Below are 25,666 nucleotides of genomic sequence, written 5' to 3'. Positions count from 1 at the left end.
ATAAAAAAAAGCCCATTTTTGGGCACTTTTTAAACCGAGTTGATTTTCTTCAATTTGTATTGCAGGGTCTGGCGCGGAATCCCCAACCGGCGGGCTGCTTTTAACACATTGCCTCCGGTTTCTTTCATCGCCTGCCGGATCAACCGGGTCTCCACTTCTCTCACCACTTCCCGCAGCGACTTGCTGTTTTCTTTGAATAAAGTTGATAATTGGATCCCGGCATCGGATTTTCTGTTTTTGAAATGGGCGGGCAGATGGTCGACGCTCAGTTTTTTTTCGGTCGCCAACGTCAAAGCCCCTTCAATGGTATGTGCCAACTCCCTGACATTTCCGGGCCAATGGTACTGATGGAACAGCCGGAACACTTCATCGTCGATTTCTCCGGCCGGCGAATCGATTTCGGCCTTTAACTTCCTGAAAAAATAACGGGTCAAACATGGGATGTCGTCTTTTCGCTCCCGCAAAGGAGGAAGATGAATTCCCACCACATGGATGCGGTAGTACAAGTCTTTTCTCAACTTTCCTTTTTGCATGCTGATGAGCAGATCTTCGTTGGTCGCCACAATTATCCGCACATCCACCGAACGGAATCTCGCATCCCCGACGCGCCGGACACCGCCTTCCTCGAGTGCCCGCAATAATTTGGCCTGCAACTCAATCGGCATCGATTGGATTTCATCCAGGAACAACGTTCCTCCATCTGCCAATTCGAATAATCCCGGGCGATCTTCGGAACCTGTAAACGCTCCTTTCACCGTGCCAAATAAGATCCCCTCCAGCAAAGTTGACGGAATCGCCGCGCAATTTTGCACAATGAACGGCCCCTTCACACGACCGGAGGCACTGTGAATCGATTGGACAAACAATTCCTTTCCGGTTCCAGTCTCACCGACCACCAAAACGGGAGATTTGGTTTGCGCAGCCCGCTTGGCTTTCTCGATTTCCTTCAGCATAACCGGGTTTTGCGTCACAATATCGGCAAACTGGTAAAAGGATTGTTTTTTTGAAGTTAAGCGGCGAGGCGTCGGGTTCATTTTTTCTTGCAAGTGAATCACCTGGTCGGACAATTCCTTGACCTGCGTGATGTCGCGCGAAATTTCAGCAGCTCCCACCACTTCCCCACGGACCCGGAGCGGAATGGTGCGGTTGACGGTCAGCACCCTCTGTCCTCTCCGGTTCATAAACGACTGCTGTTTTTCTTCGATGGATTTTCCCGTTTGCAGCACGTTCAAAAGTGTACTCGTTTTCTGTGTCAACGAGGGAAATGCCTCAAGCACATGGACGCCCATGACTTCGTCAATCTCCATCCCGTCCAGCTTGGAAGCCGCTTTGTTGTAAAAGACCGTCATTCCCCGGGCATCCACGATATGCACCCCTTCATTCAAACAATCCAGAAACCGGCAAATCATTTTTTTGGACAAGCGGGTATGAATCAGACCAAATTCCTCCTTCCGCGGTTGGTGCCGAAAAATAATCAGAATTGTGCTTAAAATTCATCACTATCCATTGTACCGCATTATCCGGACAAAAAACAGGAGGGGATTTCCCTCCTGTCAATCGGATTTTTTCTCTCCTTCAGATTCGGGGACCGTTCCCCACATCTGCAATAAATTGTCGATGGTGTATTTTTCTTTCCGGTTCTCTGATTTCTTGTCGAGACTGTATATGGTGATTTTGGCAATTCCCTCACCCGATATGGGCATGATCGCTTCTTTGGGAATGTTGACTTCAAAATCCACCGTTGTAAAATCTTGATCCTTGTCTTTGTGAAAGGTGACCGAACGGCCGTTTAACACCGACCGAGAACTGAATCCATCCACCACATAAATATCATAATAAAAAGTCCGTCCCTTAAGGTCATTGTTGACTTTGAGGGTCACCTCGTACTCGCCGTCGGCTCCCTTCACCTCAAAATCACGAAACATTTTGCTTTCGGTCTTTTCTTCTTTGGGTATTTCCTTCCACCATTTATGGTTCCATTCAGGCCGCGACTCGTTTGCCGGTGTTTGCGAAACCGTCGGGGAGGAAGAAGGAGGATCCGGCTTTTTTTCCTGCTTGGTTTCCCCGATCATTTTGATGCCGAATGTCAGCAGGAAAAGTCCGACAACCGCCACACCGGACAAGATCCCGATTTTTTTGGGGCTGAATTTGGTTGATTTTTTCTTCTTCGGCCGGTCCACCGGCAACATATAAGCATCCGGCTTTTCCAGGGCTTGTTGCAAAGCGTGTTTCAATTCCACTGCCGTTTGGTACCGTTTTTCCGGATCCTTTTCCAACGCCCGCATCAGCACTTGCCGCATCGATTCAGAAATATCCGGATTGTAAGTTGTCGGGTCCGGAACCGGATCGTGCAAATGTTTCAAGGCAATGGAGATGGAACTGTCCCCGTTAAAAGGAACTTTTTTGGTCAACATCTCATAAATCACGATTCCCAATGAATATAAATCCGAAGAGTAGTCCACCTTTCTCCCTGAAGCTTGTTCCGGGGAGAAATAATGAACAGATCCCATGACATAACCAGTTTTGGTTTTGACGGTGGCGGCACTGGGCAAATGCGAAATCCCGAAATCGGTCAGCTTGTAACGTTGGTCGGAACCGACCAGAATATTGTGCGGTTTGATGTCACGGTGAATAATCCCGTGACGATGGGCATGAGACAAACCGTCACATATCTGTGAAGCAATTTTCACCGCTTTTTCCGGCGGGAAAGGACCTTCTTTTTTAATGAGGTCAATCAACGACGGACCGTCCACATACTCCATCACCATGTAATAGATGGAACCTTCCCGCCCCACATCATAGACACTGACAATATTGGGATGGGACAAACTGCCGGCCGCTTTCGCCTCCCGGATAAAGCGCCGGACAAAATCCTGGTCATGAATCAGCGAATTGTTCATCACTTTGATCGCAACATACCGGTCAATCACCAGGTCCTTTGCCTTGTATACAACCGCCATGCCGCCCCCGCCCAGAGAGTGAAGGATCTCATATCTCTCCGCCAGCTTCATTCCTTCCATAATCATTCTATCTCCTTAATCGCAGTGTTTATTATCCAAATCATTTCTTTCATTCCCAAGCCACGAAAAAAGGTCTGAGCATCTCTATTAAAACTCGGTTTTCAGCGATAGAATGTTACATTTTTTCAAACATTCATTCAACATGTGAAAAATACCCCTGTGATGATGGCATAAAAAAAGCCAGAAGGGATTTCCCCCTCTAGCTAGTATAACATTACATTTGCTCCGGTGCGTCCACTGCGATCAAATTTAATCCGTTCCGGATCACTTGGGCAATGCCTTGAAGCAAAGCCAGTCTGGCCCGCGACAGGTTGACATCATCGCTGATGACGCGATGGGCGTTGTAATAACGATGGAAGTCGGAAGCCAACTCATACAGATAACGAACCAACTTGTGGGGGGCCAGCTGTGCGGCCGAGGAAGCAATCTCGCCCGGAAAACTTCCCAATTTCTCCAACAAGTCGTATTCCTGTTCCTCCCGGAGCAATTTCAAATCTTCGCGGTCTCTGGAAGGAGTGATGCCTTTTGCCTCCGCCTGGCGAAACACGCTCATCATCCGGGCATGGGCATATTGGACATAGTAAACCGGGTTTTCATTGGACTTGGAAACCGCCAAATCCATGTCAAAATCCAAATGCGTGTCCGGACTTCTCATGACAAAGAAATACCGGGCGGCGTCCGTTCCCACTTCTTCCATCAAATCGACAAGTGTCACGGCTTTGCCGGTCCGTTTGGACATCTTGACCAGTTCACCGTTTTGGAACAATTTCACCATTTGCGTAATCACGATTTCCAATTGATTCGGGTTATAACCCAAGGAAGCCAGCGCTGCTTTCATCCGGGCGATATAGCCATGGTGGTCGGCTCCCCAAACATTGATCAACCGGTCGAATCCCCGGTGGAATTTATTGCGGTGATAAGCGATATCCGGGGTTAAATACGTGTAAGAACCGTCTTTTTTGATCAGGACACGGTCTTTGTCATCCCCAAATTCCGTGGACTTCAGCCACAAAGCCCCGTCCTTTTCATAGGCGTAACCCCGTTCCTTCAACGCCTCCAGGGTTTCTTCCACGGCACCCGATTCATAAAGCGAGGTTTCGCTGAACCAGACGTCAAATTCCACACGGTATTTGGCCAAATCTTCCCGGATTTTGTCAAGCAGGCGCTTTTTCCCGTATTCACGCAATTTTTGAATCCGTTCTTCCCGGTCGATCTTTAACAGGCGGTCGCCTTCTTTCTCCACCAGCTCTTTGGCCAGGTCGACGATATCTTGCCCGCGATAACCGTTTTCCGGGAAGGAAACGGGCTGCCCCAGCTGTTCCAGATAACGGGCTTCCAGCGACAAAGCCAACATTTGGATTTGGTTTCCGGCATCATTGATGTAATATTCACGGGTGACATCATATCCGGCAGCTTCCAACAGATTGCACAAGGCATCGCCCACCGCCGAGCCTCTGGCATGGCCCAAATGAAGGGAACCGGTCGGGTTGGCGGAACAAAACTCGACATTTACTTTTTCGTTCTTCCCGGCCGGGGATTGTCCGTAATTTTCTTTTTGGCGGTCGATCTCATCCAAAACATCGACCAAAAAGCTGCGGTCCAAGAAGAAATTGATGAACCCGGGGCCTGCGATCTCGATTTTTTCAATGTGATTCTTCTCTTTGTCCAAGTGTTCCACAATTTTGGCCGCGATTTCACGCGGATTTCTGCGTGCCACTTTGGTCAGTTGCATGGCAAGGTTGGTGGCCCAATCCCCGTGCTCTTTTTCCCTCGGCACTTCCAGCAAAATCTCCGGAATCTCTTTTTCTTCAGCAAGTCCGGACTGAATCACCGCTTGTTTCAGTTCCTGTTTCAACGTCTCTTTTTTCTGCTCAAGCAGACTCATTCCATGATCCTCCCATCCACCGTAAACTCAACTGGTATTTTCCTAAATTTTGTTGACCCATATGTAATAAAAAGGAAAAATCAATCCATCCTTCCTGCCCTTTAAGTTTCCGCTCATACGCCAACGTGGTGACTTCCATTTCCGTGGTCCCGGCAGGTGTGTGAACCACGCTTCCCAACGTCTTCCCCGGTTCGTAACTTTGCCGGTAGGAAACAGCGCCTTGCCGGATGATCGTGACTCTTTCCGGCATGGACTTGACGGAGGTTTTCACTTCCTCCCGGGTTCCGCTGTTTTCCTCGTATTTCAGGATCCACTCTCCGTTTTCCTTTTCTTGAAAGCGGCCGTTCACTTCTTGTTTGATCACATCCGGTTCCTGGTCCGGTTCCGATTGAATGACCGATTCAATATAGATCTTGACCGGAATCATCATCCTGCCCCTTTCTGTCTAATATTAGTATCTTATCACTGGTTTTTGCCGTTTGCCAATCTTGAAGGCAGCATATGAAAAAACCCCCTTTATAAGGGGGAAACGGCACCCGACGTGACGTTTTTTTACGATTTTACAAAACCGAGCAGCATTTCGCGAACCAGTTTCGCCGCCAAAATGGGGGTTTGCTCACTGTGATCGTAGCAAGGCGCCACTTCGACCAAATCGGCACCGACCACACGCACTTCCGACCGGGCGATCGCATGGATGGCCTGCAACATTTCCCGCGTCGTGATTCCCCCCGGTTCCGGCGTTCCCGTTCCCGGAGCGTGCGCAGGATCCAACGCATCGATATCGATGGTGACATACACCGGACGCCCTTTTAGTTCCGGCAGGCATTGATTCAACGGCTCCACCACATCAAACGGATAAAAATGAATCCCGGCCTCCCCGGTATACATCACTTCTTCTTTGGTCATGGAGCGGATGCCAAACTGATAAAGATTTTCTCCCCCGATCCGCTCGGCGATTTTGCGCAAAGGGGTGGCATGGGAATAAATTTCCCCTTCATAATCGGTACGCAAATCGGCATGGGCATCGATATGGATCACCGCCAGGTCGGGATAAGCCCGATAAACTTCCTCCACCACCGGCCAGGTCACCAAATGTTCCCCTCCGAGCCCCAAGGGGAATTTCCCGGCATCCAGAACTTTTCTCACGAACTGCCTGATACACTGCAAGCTTTTTTCCGCATTCCCGAAAGGAAGGGGAATGTCCCCGGCATCAAAATAAACCACTTCCGACAACTCGCGTTTTAAATAGTGGCTGTATTCCTCATGAACCAGGGAGCTTTCCCGGATCCTCGCCGGGCCAAAGCGGGAACCCGGGCGAAAGCTGACGGTCCAGTCCATCGGCATGCCATAAATCACGGCTTGAGCCCGGTCAAAATCATCGCTTGCTCCGATAAACACGTTTCCGGAATACTTCTCGTCAAAGCGCATCGTTTTCCTCCCCATCCTCTAACAGCTCCTCAACAAACCGGGGCAAATCGAACAAAGCATGATGCATTTTCGGATGATAATAACGGGTGTCCAAATCGCGAATGGACTGTTCATCCACATCGAGCGGATCATATTTTTTGGACCCGATGGTAAAGCTCCACAATCCGCTGGGATAGGTGGGAATGCTGGCCGTATAAAGGCGGGCGATCGGGAACGTTTGGGAAATGTCCCGGAACACCTGGCGGATCAGCGGCCGGTTAAACCACGGGGATTCCGTTTGGGCAACCATGATCCCATCTTCTTTCAAAGCTTCGTAAATCCCTTCATAAAACGGTTTTTGGAACAGTCCCACCGCCGGCCCGACCGGTTCGGTGGAATCCACAATAATCACATCGTATTTTCCTTTATTCTCCTGAATATGGCGCACGCCGTCCGTCACTTGGATGTCCACCCGCTCATCGTTCAACTTGCCGGCAATTTGCGGGAAATATTTTTTGGAGGTTTCAATCACTTTTCCGTCGATCTCAGCCAAAACCACTTTTTCGACGGAAGGATGGCGCAAAACTTCGCGGACGACGCCTCCGTCTCCGCCACCGACAATCAAAACATGTTTCGGCTTTGGATGCGTGTTCATGGCCACATGGCTGATCATTTCATGATAAACAAATTCATCGCGGTCGGTGGTCATCACCATTCCGTCCAAAACCAGCATCTTGCCGAATTCTATGGTATCTATGACATCCAAAGATTGATACTCTGATTTGTCGTGATATAAGGTTTGCTTAATTTTTGTGGTAATTCCGTGGTTTTTGGTTTGTTTTTCCGTATACCACAATTCCATGTCCATCTTCCATCCAATCTCCTTTCATCCTGTCCACACTGACCAGATCCATAACATACTAAGAATAATGCATGTTTTAAGTGGTTACAATCATTTTTCCCGGGAAATACAAACATAATTTTTTCAGGTATATTTTTCCTGATGGCTCCGCATAATACCCTTTGTCAACTTGTTGGAAGGAAGGAGCCTATTTGTGAATAAACAGGATTTCCCAACCGGTGTCCAACCCGGGCATGTCCCCCGCCTTGCGAAAATCATCCTGCGTCTTGCACGCATGATTAAATTGGCATTCATCAGCGTCATCCTTTTTTCCCTTTTCTGCGGGCTTGCCTTACTGTACCTGAAAGGGCGCCCGCTCCCTCCTCCCGATACATACGCCAGTTCCATGATGCTGGATGACCGTGGAAGGGTGATCGGCTCTTTGGATCACGGGGAACCCCGGGACATCATCCGTTTGAATCAACTTCCCAAATCTTTGATCCATGCCACCTTGGCGGCCGAGGATAAAGATTTTTACCGCCATCACGGATTTTCCGTTTCCGGAATCGTGCGGGCCGTTCTCGCCAACTTAAAAGCGGGCGGGGTGGTGCAAGGGGCCAGCACCATCACCCAACAATTGGCCCGAAACCTTTATTTGACGCATGACCGGACCTGGACCCGGAAACTGAAAGAAGCGATCTATACGTTGCAATTGGAGTTGCATTACACAAAAGATGAAATCCTGGAACTGTATTTCAATGAGATCTATTACGGCCACGGGGCTTACGGAATCGGACGGGCCTCCAAAATGTATTTCAACAAAAAGCCGGAAGAATTGAGTTTGGCTGAATCCGCCCTCTTGGCAGGGATTCCCCGCGGGCCTTATTATTATTCCCCTTACCGCCATCTCAACCGGGCTAAAAAGCGGCAACATCACATCCTGGATCTGATGGTGAAAAACCGGTTCATCTCGCCGGAAGAAGCCGAAGCAGCCAAGAACCAGGCCGTCAGCATGCATCCCTTGTCCCGATCCAAGCCGGCCAAAGCCAGTTATTTCCGCGATTACATTATCCAAACCGCGGTCACCCGGTACGGGCTGGACGAATCGCTGGTCAGAAGCGGCGGGCTTAAAATCTACACCACCTTGAATGCAGACATGCAAAAAGCGGCGGAAAAAGCGGTGCAAAACCATACCCAAAATGACAAAGACCTGCAAGGAGCCCTGATCTCCGTGGATCCGGCGACCGGTCACATTAAAGCCATGGTGGGGGGGAAGGATTATCAACAATCTCAATACAACCGGGTTTTTGCCCGGAGACAACCCGGTTCGTCCTTCAAACCCGTCGTCTATTTAAGTGCATTGGAAAACGGTTTTACCCCCCTGTCCAAAATCATGAGCCGTCCCACCATTTTTCAATTCGGCGGGGACACTTACACGCCCCGCAATTTTCATCAGCACTATGCGAACCGGCTGATCACGTTGAGAGAGGCGATTGCCCGTTCGGATAACGTTTATGCCGTTGGAACGCTGGCCAAAATCGGCACCGAACCGGTGATCGAAACCGCCCGCCGACTCGGGATCAAAAGCCCGATTCAAGCGACCCCTTCGCTGGCCTTGGGAAGCTATCCCGTTTCCCCGTTTGAAATGGCGCAAGCATATGCCACTCTGGCAGCCGGCGGCATCAAAAAACCGCTAATCGGGATTACCAAAATCGTCGATCCGTTTGGACGGGTCCTGGTCGAAGAAAAGACCGCACCCGAGCGGGTGGCTTCTCCGGCACACACCTTTGTGCTGACAAAACTGCTGGAAAATGTGTTGAAACCGGGTGGCACCGGTTACCGGGCAGGACATCTGTTCCATCAGCCCGCGGCAGGAAAAACCGGAACCACCGATTGGGACGGATGGTTGTCCGGATACACACCGAATTTGGTCACAACAGTGTGGGTGGGTTATGACCAAGGGAAAAAGCTTCCTTATCACAAAGCGCGTCTCGCTCAAAACATTTGGGCCGAGTACATGAATAAGGCAACCGGAAAGCAACCGGCCCGTATCTTCGCCATGCCGTCCGGTGTAAAGGCCGTCTATGTGAATCCGGAAGAAGGGAACATCGCCGCCCCCGGGTGCATGGGTAAACAAGCATATTTGGAGTATTTTGTGGCCGGCACCGAACCGGTCGTGTCCTGCACTCCGTCTCATATCCCCCGGAAGAAAAAGCCTTCCATGCTGGAACGTTTCCTCCGCTGGTGGAAACACGGATAAAAAAACACCCCGGCTTTATGGATGCCGGGGTGTTCCCGTATTTTCAACAATCTTGGCTTCCTCCCACTTCTCCCTCTCCATCGGCAAACAAACCGTCATTGTAGATGGTGATCATCCCTGCTGATTCCAATTCTTGCATCACTTGGAACATGCTTTGTCTTTTGTGTTCCGGCAAGGACCGGACATATAAGTTGATTTGTTGCTTGGGGACATTGGCCCGGTAATGGACTCCCCCGTGTTTGGCAAAAAGATCGACCGAATTGAAATCACGCATGAAAAAACGCCTCCTTTGCCATTTATGTTGACTCAAAGGAGACGAAAATATCATCCATTTCCAAATAAAAAACAGCGAGCGGGTATGCTCGCCATTTCCGTGTCCTAGCAAAAGATTCCGAAACCACAAATCAAGTGTACCCCTGCCGGTCAACCCCGGCAAGATATATGTTGATTTGTTCACGAACCGTTCACTTTTTGGACAATTGTTCCTTCAACTCATCCCCACTGTTTTCCCACATTTCCTTATTATGCCGGATCAAAAATTCCTTCAGGGCTTCTCTCTCCCGGCCGCCCAACTCGTTGATTTTGATTTTGCGCTTCAGGGCATCATCCATCCGGTTCACGTGAAAGGCCAGATTTTTCCACCCTTTCCGCTTTTCCCGGTCAATGCGCATCGGACAAGCGGTAACGCCTGCATAGTAAGGCCCTTTTTCGCTCCGGTCGGCGGCCACCCAGATAACCCAATAGTCCTTTCCTTCCGGAACTTCTTCCGGATTGGCCGTAAATTTGATGCCGCGCTCCACCGCACTTTTGGCATGAAGAAGCCCCAAATCGATTTTTACTTCATCCCCGTCAATCAGAAGTGAGGACAAATTGCTGAGATTCAAAGTTCCGGTATAGTAACTGCCGTGGATGCTGTTGGATGTGTTACCGAGAATCTGAAATTGCGTCTTCTTTTTGTCTGCCATTCTTCATCCTCCTTCCTTTTATTTTACAGCACGTTCAGCCCGATGGGCAAAATCGGTTTTCTTTTTTTCGGATAACCCTTTTCGATCCGCCCTGTTTTCTTCTTTCAGGCGCTTATGGCCGGTGATCGGGCTTACCTTTGCTTCCTCCTTCCATTTCAAGGCGATGGTGCGTTCCGCTTTTTGCATCATGGCGGCAATTTTCCGGGACACTTCCGGGCTGATCGAGACTTTTTTTCCGCCGGCTGCCGGCTTCTGTAACACGGCAACTTCCCCCTGTTTTTGCTCCTCTTTCCTCGGTTCCGCCTTTTGAACGGAAACGACGTTTCTTTCCGGTGCCCCCGGATCGGGATCCGCCTCCAGATGGTGGTTTTGGCCTTCATCAACTTCTTGGCACAAGCTTGCTTGTTTAAGTGGCAGATAAATCTGGAAAGTGGTCCCACGGCCCGGACGGCTGTTCACCGTGATTTGCCCGCCATGCTCCGAAATAATGCGCTGACAAATGGAAAGCCCCATGCCGGTTCCATCGCCTTTGGTGGTGAAAAAAGGATCGAAAATCCGGGAGAAATCTTCCGGATTGATTCCGTTTCCATTATCTTTGACAGTGAGCAGGACATACTGGTTTACCCGCTTCCAGCCCACTTCCACCCTTCCTTTTTCGTTCAGGGCTTCCAACCCGTTTTGGATCAGGTTGATCAAAACTTGTTTGATTTGTTCCGGATCCGCCTCGATCTCCATGTCTTCCTCCGGCGGATCTTGTTTCAATTCATGCCCCATCAACAACGATTTGGGTTCCAATAAACTTAACACGTCACTCATCAACTGATTTAAAGAAAAGCGCGTCACTTGTTTCGGCTTGGATTCACTCAGGTTCAAAAACTGTTTCAAAAGATCGTTGATCCGGTCAATCTCCGGCAAAATGATGGACTCCCATTTTTTCACGGCTTCCGATTCCGCCGCCGATATCTGCACAAATCCCCGGATCGACGTCAACGGATTGCGGATTTCATGCGCCAGCCCCGCAGCCAGTTGGCCGACCGCCGACAATTTTTCCATATGCCTTCTTTGCTCCTCCTCTTTGTGGCGAATCCGGTTCTGTTCAATCCGCAACCTTTCCTCAGCCAAGCGGATCAATTCCCCTCCGGTGCTGGCTTCCCGCGGATAACTGGCAAACCCGACGCAATATTGAATGATGCTTTGCTCGGTGCGGATGCCGGCCATGATCGCTTCAATGGTCTCCAAAAGACGACGCAACACCGATTCGTCCCCCATCAATCCGATCGCATACTGATCCCCGTCATAGCGGGCCAGCTTGGCAGAAGGAGGAAGATGTTTTTTCAGTTGACGGGCAATCTGCACAAGAATGCGGTCGCCCGTCTCAATGCCTTCTTCAATGTTGATTTGCCTGAACGAATTCAAATCAATGCAAATCACGTGATAGGCCGTTTCCGGCCAAAACCGCGACAAACTGCGAATCACCTGCTCCTGAAAACCGTGAAAGTTATACAGTCCCGTGAGCGAATCCCGGAGATACGTCTCATCCAGTTCCCGCTGGAAATCCCGGAGACGCTGATTTGCCTCATTCTTTTGATCAACGAGGAAACGGATTTTTTCCCTTTGTTTTTGCAATTCAAAAAATATATCCCGCACATGATTTGCCATCCAGGTGACCCATATAAATAAAAGCCCGTGGCTGATCAGCTCAATGATCATCAACCGGTTCCAAACCGTCAACGCCGAGATGACCAAATACACAGACAAAAAGGCAACCGCCACTTTATAGCTTTTTTCCTCATTGGACCGAAACAGGACATATCCCAATACAATCAGGTAAACAGTTAAAATCGGGATGGATAAAGTAAATAAATCCAATAATGCAATGGTCAACAAAACGGAAGCCATATATCCGTAGCGCGGAAACCGTTCCATCGTTTTTTTCGGAATCAATAACAAAAAGATCAACAATCCCGTGACCAATCCGACACTCATCCAATGCAAAAAGGGGTAGGCCGAAAATAATTTTTGGATTTCATAATAGAAAAAACCCTTTTCTGCCAGTGCATAATAATCCAACACGATGATCCGCACTCCCTTAGTTGCTATATTTTGTCAAAATTCATTCTTTATCAACATCCAGTGCAATTATTCTTCGTTGATTTCTTCCACTTGCAAATAAAATAATCCTTCAAACCTTGTTTTATTCGACAAAAATTGTCAAACTTCGATCCTCTGTCTGAAATCAAGCCAAATAAAATAGAGCCCGCACTCAACAGTAAACGGACTCTTTCATTCCTTCTGCCTGATTTTCCTCCACACTGTCATTCCTCTTTTTCCCATGATGTCGTTCATCTTTGTGTGCATTTATCTTTCCGTCATCAAACCCGCTTGTCATCCCAGATAGTTGACCAAATGGCTGAATCCTTTGGTGGCTTTATCCTTCCCCTCTGCATCCCCTTCGGTCGGGTACGGTTCTTCCATCGCGATCTGTTCCCGTTTGAGCAGGGTCAATTTTTGCGTGTCGTCCGGATAAGGGCGGTACATGCCTTGGGCTTCATGGGCCTCCATGCCGCCGTAAGGGACTTGTCCCATCATACGTTGCGGATATTGCGGTTGTTCATTCAGCAATGTGTGAACCACCGTTTCCTTCAAAATGTTTTTGATTTCCTCACTGCGGTAACCGCTTTCCAGCCCTTTGATCCATTGATAAACCGGACCGTCTTCCGGGGTGAACGTGACATTCCGCTGGGTGGGAACATACTCGCTTCTTTTTTGGATTTGCTCTTTCAACTGTCTTGCATCACAAATGGATTGCAACGGGAAATAGTTGTTTCTCAGATAAGACTGGATGCAGTATTTGACCAACATCGGGAATTGGCCTTTCGGCAAAATTTCGTACCAATAACGAACCAACCGGTCCTTTTTCCCCAGATATACGCCAACCGTAATGGAAGACATAAATACACCTCCAAAAAATCGTTAAAAAATTTTAAATACCTAGAATTAATATTAATGGTAACAGGTGTTATACAAGAACGTCAACGGGAAGACTTTGTCGAAACATGTTATATATTTTCGAAAACGAAAAAAACATGCTTTGCGCATGTACAAATCATTTAACCCGCAATGGTTTGCGTGATAATTTTTCTTCTTAAATTTTTAAACGATCATGGCATGGTTTTTCAAAATTCGACGGTACATCCGGGGATTATTCAAAGATCGGAACATTTTAAAGTCCGGACGGGTGTTGACTTCAAAAATCCAGATCCGCAAATCTTTATCCACCCCCAGATCAATGCCCAACTCTTTTAAACCGGGGAAAGCCGCATTTAATGTGCGGGCCGTCTCTTTGGAAAGCGCCTGGATCTCATTCATTAAATGAATCGTCCGGCTTGGATGCCCCGCCACCTGACACAACGCATGTTTTGCTTCCACCGGCAATCCTCCCTTGCAATGGTTGGTGACAATCTTGCCGGGAGCGGCCACCTTGGCGCAAACTCCGGTGATGTGCCAACGATGAAAAGGCTTTTGCAGATGAACCCGCAAATCAAACGGGCGTCCGCCGATTTCCCCCAGATCGATTCCCTGTTGGATGATATAGTTTTTCCCGGGGTGCATGCATTGGTTTAAATAATGGAAAAGCTTCCGGATCTCAATCACTTTTTTGCGGTTCAAAGTGCGGATCTCAATTTGCCCCCAACCTCTTTGTAACAACCGGACCGCCCCTGCACCGCCTCCTCCTTTATCCGGTTTGAGAAACAAAGAAGTGTGGCGGCCGAGCATCCGGATCAGGTTCCGGGGACTGAAAAGTCTTGTTTCCGGAATGTAGGGCCGGATCCGTTGGTTTTTCATCAGGACCATGGTCTTCAATCTTTTGCTGGCAACTTGCTGATACGGCAATGGTTTCAATGGCGCTCCCCCCCTTTTTTTTTGTATCCTATTCCAAAGAAAGTCGCATGGATCAGGAATAAAAAGCCCAATTTTCGTAAAACCGGTCTCCGGGAGATTTTTTAAGGTTCCGTGGATTTCCATCTTTTCGTCTGTTTTCTCTGAATTCCGATGTTAAAATAAGACATAAAAACAAATTGTACACATGAAGGCAATTGTGGGAAAATGGTTTTAACTTTTTTCTTTTTTGTTTCTGAAACCAGTGGATGACCATAAATTCTCCGATTCCTGAAAACCTTGGGAGGGATGGGCTTGAGCGCCAAAATTTATGTCGTCGAAGATGAAAAACCGATTGCAGACATCATCCAGTTCAATCTGGAAAAAGAAGGATACAGCGTGGAATGCATTCATGATGGCAGTGAAGCCATTCAAAAAGCTTTGTCCTCACCTCCGGATCTCATGCTTTTGGATCTGATGCTGCCGGGCGCCGACGGCATTGAAGTTTGCCGGCAGGTGCGACAGCGTTATCAATTTCCCATCATCATGCTCACCGCCAAAGATTCGGAATTGGACAAAGTGCTCGGACTGGAAATGGGCGCGGATGATTATGTCACCAAGCCTTTCAGCAACCGGGAACTTTTAGCCCGGATCAAAGCCAATTTGCGGCGGACGCAAACGCTGAAGCAGGCAAATGCCGAAGAAGAAAAGAAAGGCACATTAAATGTCGGGGAAATTTCGATTGACCCCAACAGCTTTGTCGTCACCAAAAAAGGGCAAACCGTGGATTTGACCCATCGGGAATTTGAGTTGCTCCTTTACCTGACCAAACACGTCAATCAGGTTTTGACCCGGGAGCATCTTTTGCAATCCGTGTGGGGATATGATTACTTCGGGGATGTACGCACGGTGGATGTGACGATCCGGCGGTTGAGGGAGAAGATTGAAGATGATCCGGGCGCTCCCCAATATATCATCACGCGCCGCGGGATCGGTTACACGATCCGGGATCCTTATTCGAAACAGTAGCCGGGTGATGGATGTTGAAAAGATGGAAACAACTTGCTAACAGTATCCAGTGGAAACTGGTCGTGATCTATTTGCTGATGATTATCATGGCCATGCAGCTGATCGGGGTCTATTTCTTCCGTCAGCTGGAAAATCATTTTACGAGCAGTTTAAATCAGACCCTTCGCACCCAAGCCGAGGTCTTAAAGAAAATGGGCGTCACGGAAGAATTGGCGAAAGGACAAAATGACGAAGAGCGCTCCAATCACCTGAACACGTTGCTTGGCAAACTGGCTCCGTCATTGAAACAATCCGACATCACCATTCACATCATTGACGAAAACAATTTTATCATCGCTTCGACGGAGCCCAACCAATCCAAACTGAAAAAGCGGCCGTTCACCTATAATTTGCCCCAACAGCCCACGGAAGTGCTGAAACGCACCAACCCGGCCACAAACCAGGATTATCAATTCTACACCGAACGCCTGTCCCATGCCGGCAACTATGTGGGAATGATTTATGTTGAGGCGCCTTTAAAACAAACTTATGAAAACATCAAAGACATCAGTGTGATCCTGGTTCAGATCACCATGATCTCGCTGGTGGTCACTTGCATTTTGATTGTCATTCTGGCCCGCACCATCACCTCTCCGGTGAAAGAGATCACCGAACAAGCCACGTTGATGGCAGCGGGGGATTTTGACCGGAAAGTGGACGTCCGCAGTCACGACGAGATCGGGCAACTGGCTCACGCCTTCAATCATTTGGCAGCCCATCTCAGAAATGCTCTGGCTGAAAAAGAAGAAGAAAAAGAGAAGCTGGAATCGGTCCTTTCCAACATGAGCGACGGTGTGATCGCTTTTGACAGCGCAGGAAAAGTGATTGTGAAAAACGAATGGGCGGAAAAACTGTTGGATCGTCCGATTCCGATCGGGGAAAAAATCGATCACATTCTCCCGCTGGATCAACCCCTGGACAAACCGCTCGCCCAAGAGTGGCAAACTTATTTGGAGATCCGTCAGCAGGATTCGGAAGATCCCGTGATTTTGCGGGCCACTTTCACCCCGGTCAAGCTGAAGGGAGAAAACGTGTACGGAACGGTGACCGTTTTGGGGGACGTCACCGAGCAAAAAAGACTGGATCAACAACGAAAAGATTTTGTGGCCAATGTTTCCCACGAGCTGCGGACACCCTTGACCACGATCAAAAGTTATCTGGAAGCACTGGAAGATGGAGCGGTGGAAGAGCCCGAACTTGCCCGTCGCTTCTTGAAAGTGTCCCTGCAGGAAGCCGACCGGATGACACGTCTGATTCAGGATCTGTTGCACCTTTCCCATTTGGATTCCAGAAAGGCGACCTTCAACAAACAGTCCATTTCTCTGGAACCTTTGCTTGAGGAAGTGGCCGACCGTTTCCGTTTACAATGCGAAGAAAGAAACATTTCTTTCACTTTGTCCATTCATCCGCCGGTTCCCAATGTCTACGCCGACAAGGACAAACTGAATCAGGTTTTGGACAATCTGGTCTCCAATGCCGTGAAATACACACCGGACGGAGGATCGGTCGCCTTGGTGCTGCAAACCAACCGCCAAGGAATAGTGGAAGTCGGAGTGGCCGACACGGGGATCGGGATTCCCAAAAAAGACCTGGGAAGAATTTTTGAACGGTTTTATCGCGTGGACAAAGCGCGCTCCCGCAGCTTGGGGGGAACGGGATTGGGACTGGCCATCGCCCAAGAGATTGTTCATCATCACGAAGGCGAAATCGAGATTGACAGTGTTTACCAAAAAGGGACTTTAGTCACCTTTACCTTGCCCCCTGTCACAGGAGGGAAAAACGATGAGTGAAAAATGGGTGGAGCACATCAAAACGGGGCTCCTCATTGCCCTGGTCCTCGCCAGCTTCCTGCTGACCGGCTTGTTGTGGTTGAATCAACCCGGGGAAAAGCGGTCCTACAATCCGCTCGATGCTTACACCATCAATCCGATTTACGACGAAAAATACAACGACCGGAAAATTTATCAACTGGCCGCTCCCAACCAAATGATTGTCCACCGGAAGGGAGCCCATTATTGGTTGCTGCCGGAGGAAGCCGGTTATGAACAATTATTAAGATCCATGCAATCCATGTCTGTCAGTGACATAGAAAAAATAGGGAAGGTGAGCCCGGACACATGGAGAAACATGTTCACCCGGTTTACGGGGGTTGAACTTTATTTTCCGGATGATGTTTCCCTGGAATACGCCGACATCTTTTTCCAGGAATCTTTGTCCCAACATTATTCCATATCGCACCTTTCCTCGGTGAGCCGGATCTGGTTCTTTTCCAACCCGGAAAAAAAGCAAAACTATGTCTGGTTTATTTCGGATCAAGACCAGCAGATCATCCAAGCCAAAACGGATATTGACTTGGAAAACCTGCTTTCAAAGATGAAACATCCGTTGTCCCCGTCTCTTGAGGCGGTGCCTGCAACCGGAAAAGCACCGTGGGATCCGGCCAATCAAGACGAACCTTTTCCGCGGATGTTTTACCTTCCGGCCCAACCGGTCTCTCTGAGCGAAAAAACCTATCCGTTGGAAGACATCTCTGCGGATGCGATGATTGACTGGTTATTTAAAGATCCCGAGGTTCGCCCGATCCCGATCAATAAAAATGAAGATCTGTACATGTATGACGAACAAATGATGACCGTCAACAAAAGCAACCGGTTTATGGTCTACAGCGAAGCCGTGGAAGAGTCCCCCGGAGAAATCCAGCCGGTGGAACAACGTTTGTCGGCTGTGAACAACTTTGTGCAACGGCCGCATGGATGGACCGGCAATTATCTGCTCGATCAGGTGGAAGACAAAGAGAATGCTTTTAGCGAATTCACATTCCGTCTTTACATGAACGGCTACCCGGTTTATTGGAAAGACAGGAATTTTATTCACCCTGATGAAATCAAATTACAAACCAATCCGGTTGAAAATGCAGTCAATGTCAATAAATACGAGCGTTCTCTCTTTTATCTCACAGGAGAACCGCAACAAAAACAGGCAGCCTTGCCGGATAAAGAGACCCTGATCAAACAAATGTCCAGGCAGAATCTTTCCCTTTCCAACGTGAAACGGATCCATCCGGGATATCAGGCTGTCACAACCAACCAACAAGTCCGGTTGACACCCGTCTGGGTGGTCAAAACCACATCCGGACAGCAAGTATGGATTAGTTCTCCATGACAGGGAGGAACCCAAATGGATTGGAGTCGGGCCAAAAGTATCCTGATCGCCACCTTTTTTATACTCGATCTTTTTCTCGGCTTGCAATTAAGCCAAATGATGCAAACACAATCCAAAATCATCCGCGAAGACCAAATCAACCGCAAACAGATTGAGCAGTTGCTGGATCAGGTCCATGTAAACGCAAAGTTGGACCAACTGGAACAAAAAGATTATCCCGGGCAACTGACGGTGTACAAAGCGATGATTTCCGAACTGGGGAACCCCTGGGTCAAAGAAAAACAAGGAAGCTACATCCAAACCTTTTCCCCGGGGCTTGAGTTTAAAAATGAACAAGATTTGGAGCGGATTTTAAATCAACAAATTCCGTTTTTTCAGGACTTCCGTTACTCCAAAGCATTTTCATCAGAAAAAAAGCGTGTCTATGTCCAAGTGGTGAACCAAATCCCACTTTTCAACGGAAAAGTGGAAGTCCATTTAAACGGAAAACAAATTGAAGCGATTCGTGTGCTGCATTTTAATCACTTGGAAAAGCTGTCTTCAATCTCCGCGGTCAATCTGCGCACGGCCTTGTACCGCCTGATCACCAATTGGGAATTCAACAACAATGCGACAATCAATGGCGCAAACATCGCTTACCGGTCCAAACTGTACAACAGCGTCAACAACGAACATATCCTGCTTCCCTATTGGTACTTTGAAGTGGGATCGGATTATCTCCTCATTCAGGCAAACAACCGCGGACAAAATGAAGGGGTTGAAAAAATACCAATAAAGCAAGGGAACGAATGAATCATGAAATTCAGTGTACTCGCAAGCGGAAGCACAGGCAATGCCTTATATATCGAGTCGGAACAAACAAGGATTCTGGTGGATGCCGGAATCAGCGCCAAACAACTGACCATGCGCCTGCAACAACTGGACGTTGACGCATCGACCATCCAGGCGATTTTTGTCACCCATGAACATATCGATCATGTGAAAGGATTGGGCGTGTTGGCACGCCGACTGCAAATTCCCGTTTATATGAACGAACCGACCTGGCGACATTTGCCGTCCAGTGTGGGCGAAATTCCGGAGCCTTTAAAAAATGTGATGGAAACAGGAGCGTCTTTGGAATTTAAAGACCTGCTCATCGAATCCATCCCGGTATCCCACGATGCGGCCGAACCCGTGGGATACCAGATTCACCACGGCAAGGAAAAGCTGGCAACCGTCACGGATCTGGGTTATGTCAGCTCCCGCATCATCGACTTTTTGCAAGGCGTGGATACATTGATTTGGGAAAGCAATCACGATGTGGAAATGCTCCGGATGGGTTCTTACCCTTGGAATGTCAAACGGCGCATTTTAAGCGACACCGGCCATTTGTCCAACGAAGACGCCGGAGAAGCGTTGGCGGAAATTTTAAAGGGGATGGGGGAAAATGTTTATCTCGCTCATCTGAGCAAAGATAACAATTTAAGTGAACTGGCCCATCTGACCGTAAAAAACATTTTGGAAGAGACCGGACTCAAAACCGGCCGGGATGTCCATTTGTGGACAACCTACGATGATCGTCCCACCCCTTTACGGGAAGTGAAATAAGCGCAACAAAACAGGGCAGCCGGTGAATGGCTGCCCTGTTATTCTTCGGTCGGCTTTTGTTCCAGGGGATACAGATCTTTTGCCAATTCCATATCTATTTTCATCGCCATACGAGCTATTTCTTCTTTTTGCAGTAAATCTTTTTCAATCAGCAAATCCATCATCGCGGATAACAGCACACTTTGCTGGTAAAAGCTTAATTTCAATTCTGCCAACTGGCCTGCCAAGTCCAATTTGTCAACCGAATCCAACGAGCCTGAAAATTTCGCCCGTTTGGGTCTGTGTTGATCCATATTCTCAACTCCTAATCTGTCCTGGCATATTTACTTTTTCTATTCATCTCCTCTTTTTTCCTATTTTATATAGTCAAAGTAAGAAAATTGTGATCAGGAAGTGAATGTTCCTAAAGAGCTTTGTGTCATACAAAAAACCCCATCCTCATACCGATGGGGTCAACGTATCTCCTTTAAGGCCGGACGGCATACAACACGCGCTTTCCGGGATGCTCGGTCACCGTCCATAGCTGATCGCGATTTGGCCAGTAATACAGATCTTCCGGTCCGATCCCCGCAACACGGGAAGAAGGTGCATTCCCCGGGGTTCCTTTGTACAATTTCCCGTTTTTGGTCTCTCCGGCACTGGTCATCGCATACCAATTGCCGTTTAAAGCCAGGGCCCCTTGTGCATGGGCTTTGGGCAGACGATATGCTTCACTTGCATAAACTTTCCCGTCCTCTGCCGTTTTCAGTTGCCCGGTCGAGGCATCGATCGGCCATCTTGCCACCCGCCCGTATAATGTGCGGTCCTCTTCCGGATTGGGAGGATTGCAATATTCACCGGTAATCAGCGAATCAGGCACAGTACTGCGATCCAGTCCGACAAAACTGAACCGGGGAGGACCCGAAGGTTCACAATTGTCTTTTGTTTGGTCTCCGGAAACTGTCCAGGCACCGATCTGGGGCATCACATACCGGTAACCGTGACCGTAATAAACCCCGTTTTGCCGCCCGATTAAATCTTTGTTGGAGGTATCGCCGTTTGAACTGGTCCCCAAATCAAACACATACCTCATGTCAAAAACGCGAAACCCTTTTTTCGTATCCACGACATACAAATAGTTTCCATACCATACGATCCCGCCGGCATGAATTTTCACTGCCCGGTAGCTCGGATTTCCATACGAGTTGGTGTAAGGTTCAACCAACAAGACATGGCGGTATTTTCCCGTATCCGTATCCAGAAAACTGATCCGGACCCCTTTTTGGGAATGGTACCAGCTGACCAAAATCGCCTGTTTGCTTCCCCGATAATCATCGGCTTGGGCATCGCCGGTTCCCGTCACTCCTTGCGGATACCATTCGGACGTCTGATTGTCCCCGCTGTTGAAGCACCAGTTGTCCAGAATACCCGACACTTGGTTCAGCGCCGGGGAACTGCATCCCCGCGTTGCCTCACGATTGGCCTCATCCAGCAATTTTTGAATGCCGCTTTTTTTGAGCTCCCCTTCCAGCTTACTCACCTCACCGGGTAAATTCGTCGCGGTGCGGGTGAGAACAAACGGTTTCGTACTGACGGGAGCCATCGGTTCCTCTTCGGAAAATACGGGCGGGACAGGGAAACCGCAAACCAAAACAAGTGAAAGGATCCACCCTGTGACAGCCCGACGGAAAAGCCGTTGGTTTTTAATATCCAAACACTCCCCTTCACTTTTAGAATGTTTTTTAATCTTTACAAACCTATTCCATTCATCCCATACGTTTTCCTCTTTGATTTTGGCGAATTCCAGGAGTGGGAAGGAACCTGATGTTCCCAGATTTGATTGATCTTTTTCACATGAACTACACACAAGTCCGGTAGAATGAAAACAGAAACACCATGAAACACAGGAAAATCTTGCAAACTGCCGTTTAAAAAAAAGAACATTTTGGGTATATTAACTTGCAGGAGGGAACGCCATGGGATTTTATGATGAATCCGATGTTCAAAATCCACCGCCGAAGAAAAAATTTTCCCCGTCAACCATATGGGTTCCGCTCGTTTCGGCCATCATCGGCGGGCTCGTTGTATTGTTCCTGTCTACTTTTTTGATGGGAAAAGGAATCATTCCCGAGTATTCCAAACAACAGGAACTTATATTTGGCGACTCCAAAACAGCCAGTTACCGTGTCAATTCCGAAGTGACGGAAGCCGTCAACAAAGTGGGGCCGGCTGTTGTATCCGTAATTAATTTAAAAACTTCGGGAGATTTCTTCAGTACCGAACAAGTCCAACAAGGAACCGGATCGGGAATCATCTTTCAAAAAGCCAACGGCAAAGCGCTCATTGTAACCAACAACCATGTCATCGAAGGCGGATCCAGCTTTAAAGTCAACATCTCCAGCGAAGACGGCGACCATCATGAAGTGGATGCCAAACTGCTTGGCAGCGATCAATATACAGATCTTGCCGTTTTGGAGATTGATGATAAATATGTCACCAAAGTGGCCGAATTCGGCAACTCCGATTCGCTGAAAGCCGGGGAACCCGCCATTGCCATCGGCAATCCGCTGGGACTCGGGCGTTCCATTACCGTCGGAGTCATCAGTTCCCCGAAACGAACGATCGAAGTCAGTTCAAATATGGCGACCGATGTCATTCAAACGGATGCCGCCATCAATCCGGGGAACAGTGGCGGTGCTCTGGTCAATGTTGCCGGCCAGGTGATCGGAATCAACACGTTGAAAATTTCCGACCAGGGTGTGGAAGGACTGGGATTTGCCATCCCCGTCAATGAAGCACGTCCGGTCATTGAAAGCCTGGTCAAAGACGGAAAAGTCCAACGCCCTTATTTGGGACTCAGTCTGATTGACCTCTCCAACCTTCCGGTTTATGTCCTTGAGGAATTGAGATTGCCCGGTTCCGTGCGTGAAGGCGTGGCTGTGGCCGAAGTGGTTCCAAGCAGCCCAGCCGACCAAGCCGGACTCCAGCCGCGGGATGTGATCGTCGCTTTGGATGGCCAGGAAATCTCGAGCAGTTCCGAGCTTCGGAAGTATTTGTACACGAAAAAAGAGATTCATCAAAAAGTCAACGTTACTTACTATCGCCACGGCGAAAAACAAACCGCATCCATTGCCCTGGGGGAAGCCCCGAAATCATTCCAACCATGATGTTTAAATGAAACGGGTGAAACACTCGTTTCATTTTTCATTTCATCCGATGGTCGAAAGGAGGAAAGGTTTTGGACGGAGAAAAAATCGTCTGGTATGCTTGTGAAGAACACACAGAGATCGTCATGGAAGATTTCATCGATACTTACCAAGCCCCGCCGGTCATGGAACCATGCGACACGCAACAAGCCGGGGCGCGATGCAAATGGTGCGGGGAAAAACCGAAATATCAGTTTGAAATTCAAAAGCAGGAGATCTTATGAAAATTCAAATCATCACAGTGGGAAAGATGAAAGAAAAATACTTACAACAAGCTTGCAAAGAATACTTGAAACGATTAACCCCCTATGCCAAAACGGAAATCATTGAAGTGGCGGAGGAAAGGGCGAGTGACCCGGTTCATCCGGCACAAAAAGAGCAAATTTTGGAGAAGGAAGGGCAACGGATCTTGCGCCACTGTCCGGCGGATGCCTTTCTCATCGCACTGGCCATCGAAGGAAAAGCTTTTACATCCACCGAATTCGCCCGGAAACTGGATCAGCTGGCCACCTACGGGAAAAGCCGCATCCTCTTTGTGATCGGCGGATCCTACGGTTTGTCGCCCGAGGTGCTGAAACGGTCTGATCTTTCCCTTTCTTTTTCAAAGATGACTTTTCCCCATCAGCTGATCCGCGTCTTCTTGCTGGAACAAATCTACCGGGCCTTTAAAATCAACCGGGGAGAAACCTATCACAAATAAACAAAAGAGAAATTTAATGACATACAGGGATGGTATGAAAATAATCCTCTCAATTGTTCGATGATGACCAATTTGTCCTCACATTGATGAAAGGAAAAGAGATCCGGTATCCAAAAACGTTTCATATCGGGTTTCCACAAGAAAGCAGGGAAAAAGTGGACCAAATCCGTGAGCGCTTGAAAAATGACTCCTCCCGTAAAATCCCACGGATATACTTTCTATGTAAAAGTACCTAGCGGGTTTAAAATAGAAATCATATCAAAGTAAAATACAAAAAAAGCAAAAAGGACATTACATGATGTAATGTCCTTGATTGTTCCATATGCCTGTCTTCACAAAGATCCGTCTTTTAAGCATAAACCGGACGGACTTGAACCGTTTGATCCCTGCCGGGTCCGACAGAGAAAGTGGTCACCGGAATCCCGGTCAATTGGGACACCCGTTCGATATAATGCCGCGTTTCCTCCGGCAGTTCATGAATGCTGCGAACGCCGGTGATGTCTTGTTTCCATCCGGGCAATTCTTCATAGACTGGTTTGCATCTTTCAAGAAGGGACAAATTGGCCGGGTAATTTTCAATCCGTTTGCCATCCACTTCATAGGCGACACAAATTTTGACCGTATCCAGCCCGGTTAACACATCGAGTGAATTCAAAGACAAGCCCGTGATGCCGCTGACCCGGCGGGCATGCCGGACCACGACGGAGTCAAACCATCCGACCCGTCTCGGACGACCGGTGGTGGTTCCATATTCCCGCCCGATTTCGCGAATTTGGTCACCAATTTCATCATGCAATTCCGTCGGGAACGGTCCGTCTCCGACCCGCGTCGTGTAAGATTTTGCAACCCCAATGACATGATGGATTTTGGTCGGGCCGACTCCGGACCCGATGCAAACGCCTCCGGCCACCGGATTGGAAGAAGTGACAAACGGATAAGTTCCTTGGTCGATATCGAGCATGACGCCTTGCGCCCCTTCAAATAATACCCGTTTTCCTTGATCGATCGCATCATTTAACACCACTGAGGTATCGGTGACATATTGACGGAAACGGTCGGCACAGGCCAAATACGACTCGTAGATTTCCTCAAATGTGAATCCATCCGTTTGATAAATCTGTTCCAACAAACGGTTTTTCTCTTCCAAATTTCTTTTTAATTTTTGTTTAAATTGTTCCGGATCCAGTAAATCGCTGATGCGGATTCCCACCCGTGCGGCTTTGTCCATATACGCCGGTCCGATTCCTTTTCCGGTGGTTCCGATTTTTTCGTTCCCTTTCAGTTTCTCGCTCGCCAGATCCAAACGCAGATGATACGGCATGATTACATGGGCACGGTCTGAAATTCTGAGATTATCGGTAGAAACACCATGTTGGTGTAAATAATCCAGTTCTTCGACAAGCGCCTGGGGATGAATCACCATCCCGTTTCCAAGTACACAGATTTTTTCTTTGTAAAAAATCCCGGAGGGAATCAGGTGCAATTTATAGCGGGTTCCGTTGAAAACAATGGTGTGTCCCGCGTTGTTTCCACCTTGATAACGGGCTACGACTTCCGCTTTTTCCGCGAGATAGTCGGTGATTTTCCCTTTTCCTTCATCTCCCCATTGGGTACCTACGACAACCACTGTAGACATCTTATCGTTCCTCCTGAAACGAGGTTTTGTATCGCTTTAGCACAAGCACATTTTATCAATATCCTGTAAAA

Annotated in this window: 23 protein-coding genes and 1 pseudogene; 10 read left to right on the top strand and 14 right to left on the bottom strand. The window is 48.4% G+C overall.

The features are described 5' to 3' along the window. Positions 1-29 precede the first annotated feature (29 nt). The 6 genes from NYE37_RS01420 to speE all read right to left on the bottom strand — a co-directional run bounded on the left by NYE37_RS01420 (position 30) and on the right by speE (position 7,174). Entirely contained in the window at positions 30-1,409 is a 1,380-nt protein-coding gene (locus NYE37_RS01420) for a sigma-54 interaction domain-containing protein (RefSeq protein ID WP_037995820.1), read from the bottom strand. A gap of 144 nt (positions 1,410-1,553) precedes the next feature. Continuing rightward, positions 1,554-3,020, bottom strand: coding sequence for a protein kinase domain-containing protein (locus tag NYE37_RS01415; protein ID WP_049720729.1), 1,467 nt, complete (start codon positions 3,018-3,020; stop codon positions 1,554-1,556). A gap of 214 nt (positions 3,021-3,234) precedes the next feature. After that, complete coding sequence (argS, locus tag NYE37_RS01410) at positions 3,235-4,905, bottom strand: arginine--tRNA ligase (RefSeq protein WP_340711724.1); 1,671 nt, start codon at positions 4,903-4,905, stop codon at positions 3,235-3,237. Further along, a complete protein-coding gene (locus NYE37_RS01405) occupies positions 4,892-5,332 on the bottom strand; it encodes a DUF1934 domain-containing protein (RefSeq protein ID WP_037996352.1) in 441 nt (146 codons plus the stop codon). Before NYE37_RS01405 ends, argS begins: the two co-directional genes overlap by 14 nt. A gap of 125 nt (positions 5,333-5,457) precedes the next feature. After that, positions 5,458-6,333, bottom strand: coding sequence for an agmatinase (speB, locus tag NYE37_RS01400; RefSeq protein WP_037996353.1), 876 nt, complete (start codon positions 6,331-6,333; stop codon positions 5,458-5,460). Further along, positions 6,323-7,174: a polyamine aminopropyltransferase gene (speE, locus tag NYE37_RS01395; protein ID WP_037996355.1), complete on the bottom strand. Its 852-nt coding sequence runs from the start codon at positions 7,172-7,174 to the stop codon at positions 6,323-6,325. The genes speB and speE overlap by 11 nt, the downstream gene beginning before the upstream one ends. A gap of 193 nt (positions 7,175-7,367) precedes the next feature. On the opposite strand from speE, the gene NYE37_RS01390 reads away from it, so the two are divergent. After that, positions 7,368-9,413, top strand: a complete 2,046-nt coding sequence (locus tag NYE37_RS01390; protein ID WP_049720731.1) for a transglycosylase domain-containing protein — start codon at positions 7,368-7,370, stop codon at positions 9,411-9,413. A 43-nt stretch (positions 9,414-9,456) separates the two neighbouring features. Here the strand turns inward: NYE37_RS01390 and NYE37_RS01385 are convergent, their stop codons facing one another. The 5 genes from NYE37_RS01385 to NYE37_RS01365 all read right to left on the bottom strand — a co-directional run bounded on the left by NYE37_RS01385 (position 9,457) and on the right by NYE37_RS01365 (position 14,281). Then, positions 9,457-9,687 (bottom strand): hypothetical protein, encoded by a 231-nt coding sequence (locus NYE37_RS01385; protein WP_049720732.1) that lies wholly within the window; start codon positions 9,685-9,687, stop codon positions 9,457-9,459. A gap of 190 nt (positions 9,688-9,877) precedes the next feature. Continuing rightward, a complete protein-coding gene (locus NYE37_RS01380) occupies positions 9,878-10,378 on the bottom strand; it encodes a YwhD family protein (protein WP_037998157.1) in 501 nt (166 codons plus the stop codon). A gap of 18 nt (positions 10,379-10,396) precedes the next feature. Then, positions 10,397-12,451 carry a sensor histidine kinase gene (locus NYE37_RS01375; RefSeq protein ID WP_037998160.1) on the bottom strand — a complete coding sequence of 685 codons (2,055 nt, stop codon included), beginning with the start codon at positions 12,449-12,451 and terminating at the stop codon, positions 10,397-10,399. A gap of 312 nt (positions 12,452-12,763) precedes the next feature. Continuing rightward, a complete protein-coding gene (locus NYE37_RS01370; RefSeq protein WP_037998162.1) occupies positions 12,764-13,330 on the bottom strand; it encodes a hypothetical protein in 567 nt (188 codons plus the stop codon). Positions 13,331-13,531: 201 nt separating this feature from the next. Beyond that, on the bottom strand, positions 13,532-14,281 hold the full coding sequence (locus NYE37_RS01365) for a YheC/YheD family protein (protein ID WP_037998165.1): 750 nt from the start codon (positions 14,279-14,281) through the stop codon (positions 13,532-13,534). A 291-nt stretch (positions 14,282-14,572) separates the two neighbouring features. Here NYE37_RS01365 and yycF point away from each other — a divergent pair, with 291 nt between their 5' ends. The 5 genes from yycF to NYE37_RS01340 are packed head-to-tail and all read left to right on the top strand — an operon-like array spanning position 14,573 to position 20,074. Next, the gene (yycF, locus tag NYE37_RS01360) at positions 14,573-15,286 is read left to right on the top strand and encodes a response regulator YycF (protein WP_231855191.1); all 714 of its coding nucleotides are present in this window, start codon (positions 14,573-14,575) and stop codon (positions 15,284-15,286) included. An 11-nt stretch (positions 15,287-15,297) separates the two neighbouring features. Beyond that, the gene (locus NYE37_RS01355; protein ID WP_445330299.1) at positions 15,298-17,115 is read left to right on the top strand and encodes an ATP-binding protein; all 1,818 of its coding nucleotides are present in this window, start codon (positions 15,298-15,300) and stop codon (positions 17,113-17,115) included. After that, a complete protein-coding gene (locus NYE37_RS01350) occupies positions 17,108-18,487 on the top strand; it encodes a YycH family regulatory protein (protein ID WP_049720734.1) in 1,380 nt (459 codons plus the stop codon). The genes NYE37_RS01355 and NYE37_RS01350 overlap by 8 nt, the downstream gene beginning before the upstream one ends. Before the next feature lie 15 nt (positions 18,488-18,502). Next, entirely contained in the window at positions 18,503-19,279 is a 777-nt protein-coding gene (gene yycI / locus NYE37_RS01345; protein ID WP_037998178.1) for a two-component system regulatory protein YycI, read from the top strand. Positions 19,280-19,282: 3 nt separating this feature from the next. Further along, the gene (locus NYE37_RS01340; protein ID WP_037998180.1) at positions 19,283-20,074 is read left to right on the top strand and encodes an MBL fold metallo-hydrolase; all 792 of its coding nucleotides are present in this window, start codon (positions 19,283-19,285) and stop codon (positions 20,072-20,074) included. A 38-nt stretch (positions 20,075-20,112) separates the two neighbouring features. On the opposite strand, the gene NYE37_RS01335 is transcribed toward NYE37_RS01340, so the two are convergent. Beyond that, positions 20,113-20,367, bottom strand: a complete 255-nt coding sequence (locus NYE37_RS01335; protein WP_037998182.1) for a hypothetical protein — start codon at positions 20,365-20,367, stop codon at positions 20,113-20,115. A gap of 173 nt (positions 20,368-20,540) precedes the next feature. Further along, positions 20,541-21,656, bottom strand: a complete 1,116-nt coding sequence (locus tag NYE37_RS01330; RefSeq protein ID WP_037998264.1) for a hypothetical protein — start codon at positions 21,654-21,656, stop codon at positions 20,541-20,543. 373 nt (positions 21,657-22,029) lie between these two features. On the opposite strand from NYE37_RS01330, the gene NYE37_RS01325 reads away from it, so the two are divergent. From NYE37_RS01325 to NYE37_RS01310, 4 genes and pseudogenes are all read left to right on the top strand, one after another. Further along, the gene (locus NYE37_RS01325) at positions 22,030-23,220 is read left to right on the top strand and encodes a S1C family serine protease (protein WP_340711722.1); all 1,191 of its coding nucleotides are present in this window, start codon (positions 22,030-22,032) and stop codon (positions 23,218-23,220) included. Between the two features lie 71 nt (positions 23,221-23,291). Next, positions 23,292-23,483, top strand: coding sequence for a CxxH/CxxC protein (locus NYE37_RS01320; RefSeq protein WP_037998187.1), 192 nt, complete (start codon positions 23,292-23,294; stop codon positions 23,481-23,483). After that, positions 23,480-23,959 carry a 23S rRNA (pseudouridine(1915)-N(3))-methyltransferase RlmH gene (rlmH, locus tag NYE37_RS01315; protein ID WP_037998190.1) on the top strand — a complete coding sequence of 160 codons (480 nt, stop codon included), beginning with the start codon at positions 23,480-23,482 and terminating at the stop codon, positions 23,957-23,959. Before NYE37_RS01320 ends, rlmH begins: the two co-directional genes overlap by 4 nt. Positions 23,960-24,018: 59 nt before the next feature. Beyond that, positions 24,019-24,226, top strand: a pseudogene (locus NYE37_RS01310) (VOC family protein); the annotation flags it as partial. 82 nt (positions 24,227-24,308) lie between these two features. On the opposite strand, the gene NYE37_RS01305 reads toward NYE37_RS01310, so the two are convergent. Continuing rightward, the gene (locus NYE37_RS01305) at positions 24,309-25,595 is read right to left on the bottom strand and encodes an adenylosuccinate synthase (protein ID WP_049720737.1); all 1,287 of its coding nucleotides are present in this window, start codon (positions 25,593-25,595) and stop codon (positions 24,309-24,311) included. Between the last annotated feature and the right edge of the window lie 71 nt (positions 25,596-25,666).

This window comes from Thermoactinomyces sp. FSL K6-2592 (assembly GCF_038006465.1).
GTDB lineage: Bacteria > Bacillota > Bacilli > Thermoactinomycetales > Thermoactinomycetaceae > Thermoactinomyces > Thermoactinomyces vulgaris.
The sequence above is the reverse complement of the archived record's forward strand: the minus strand, read 5'-3'. Positions and strand labels throughout refer to the sequence as shown.

What these genes read in the sequence shown, in the direction of transcription:
- NYE37_RS01420 (WP_037995820.1), bottom strand. Translation starts at nt 1,409, where the DNA reads ATGATTTGCCGGTTTCTGGATTGTTTGAATGAAGGGGTGCATATCGTG.
- NYE37_RS01415 (WP_049720729.1), bottom strand. Translation starts at nt 3,020, where the DNA reads ATGGAAGGAATGAAGCTGGCGGAGAGATATGAGATCCTTCACTCTCTG.
- argS (WP_340711724.1), bottom strand. Translation starts at nt 4,905, where the DNA reads ATGAGTCTGCTTGAGCAGAAAAAAGAGACGTTGAAACAGGAACTGAAA.
- NYE37_RS01405 (WP_037996352.1), bottom strand. Translation starts at nt 5,332, where the DNA reads ATGATTCCGGTCAAGATCTATATTGAATCGGTCATTCAATCGGAACCG.
- speB (WP_037996353.1), bottom strand. Translation starts at nt 6,333, where the DNA reads ATGCGCTTTGACGAGAAGTATTCCGGAAACGTGTTTATCGGAGCAAGC.
- speE (WP_037996355.1), bottom strand. Translation starts at nt 7,174, where the DNA reads ATGGAATTGTGGTATACGGAAAAACAAACCAAAAACCACGGAATTACC.
- NYE37_RS01385 (WP_049720732.1), bottom strand. Translation starts at nt 9,687, where the DNA reads ATGCGTGATTTCAATTCGGTCGATCTTTTTGCCAAACACGGGGGAGTC.
- NYE37_RS01380 (WP_037998157.1), bottom strand. Translation starts at nt 10,378, where the DNA reads ATGGCAGACAAAAAGAAGACGCAATTTCAGATTCTCGGTAACACATCC.
- NYE37_RS01370 (WP_037998162.1), bottom strand. Translation starts at nt 13,330, where the DNA reads ATGTCTTCCATTACGGTTGGCGTATATCTGGGGAAAAAGGACCGGTTG.
- NYE37_RS01355 (WP_445330299.1), top strand. Translation starts at nt 15,298, where the DNA reads ATGTTGAAAAGATGGAAACAACTTGCTAACAGTATCCAGTGGAAACTG.
- NYE37_RS01350 (WP_049720734.1), top strand. Translation starts at nt 17,108, where the DNA reads ATGAGTGAAAAATGGGTGGAGCACATCAAAACGGGGCTCCTCATTGCC.
- yycI (WP_037998178.1), top strand. Translation starts at nt 18,503, where the DNA reads ATGGATTGGAGTCGGGCCAAAAGTATCCTGATCGCCACCTTTTTTATA.
- NYE37_RS01340 (WP_037998180.1), top strand. Translation starts at nt 19,283, where the DNA reads ATGAAATTCAGTGTACTCGCAAGCGGAAGCACAGGCAATGCCTTATAT.
- NYE37_RS01335 (WP_037998182.1), bottom strand. Translation starts at nt 20,367, where the DNA reads ATGGATCAACACAGACCCAAACGGGCGAAATTTTCAGGCTCGTTGGAT.
- NYE37_RS01330 (WP_037998264.1), bottom strand. Translation starts at nt 21,656, where the DNA reads ATGGCTCCCGTCAGTACGAAACCGTTTGTTCTCACCCGCACCGCGACG.
- NYE37_RS01325 (WP_340711722.1), top strand. Translation starts at nt 22,030, where the DNA reads ATGGGATTTTATGATGAATCCGATGTTCAAAATCCACCGCCGAAGAAA.
- rlmH (WP_037998190.1), top strand. Translation starts at nt 23,480, where the DNA reads ATGAAAATTCAAATCATCACAGTGGGAAAGATGAAAGAAAAATACTTA.
- NYE37_RS01305 (WP_049720737.1), bottom strand. Translation starts at nt 25,595, where the DNA reads ATGTCTACAGTGGTTGTCGTAGGTACCCAATGGGGAGATGAAGGAAAA.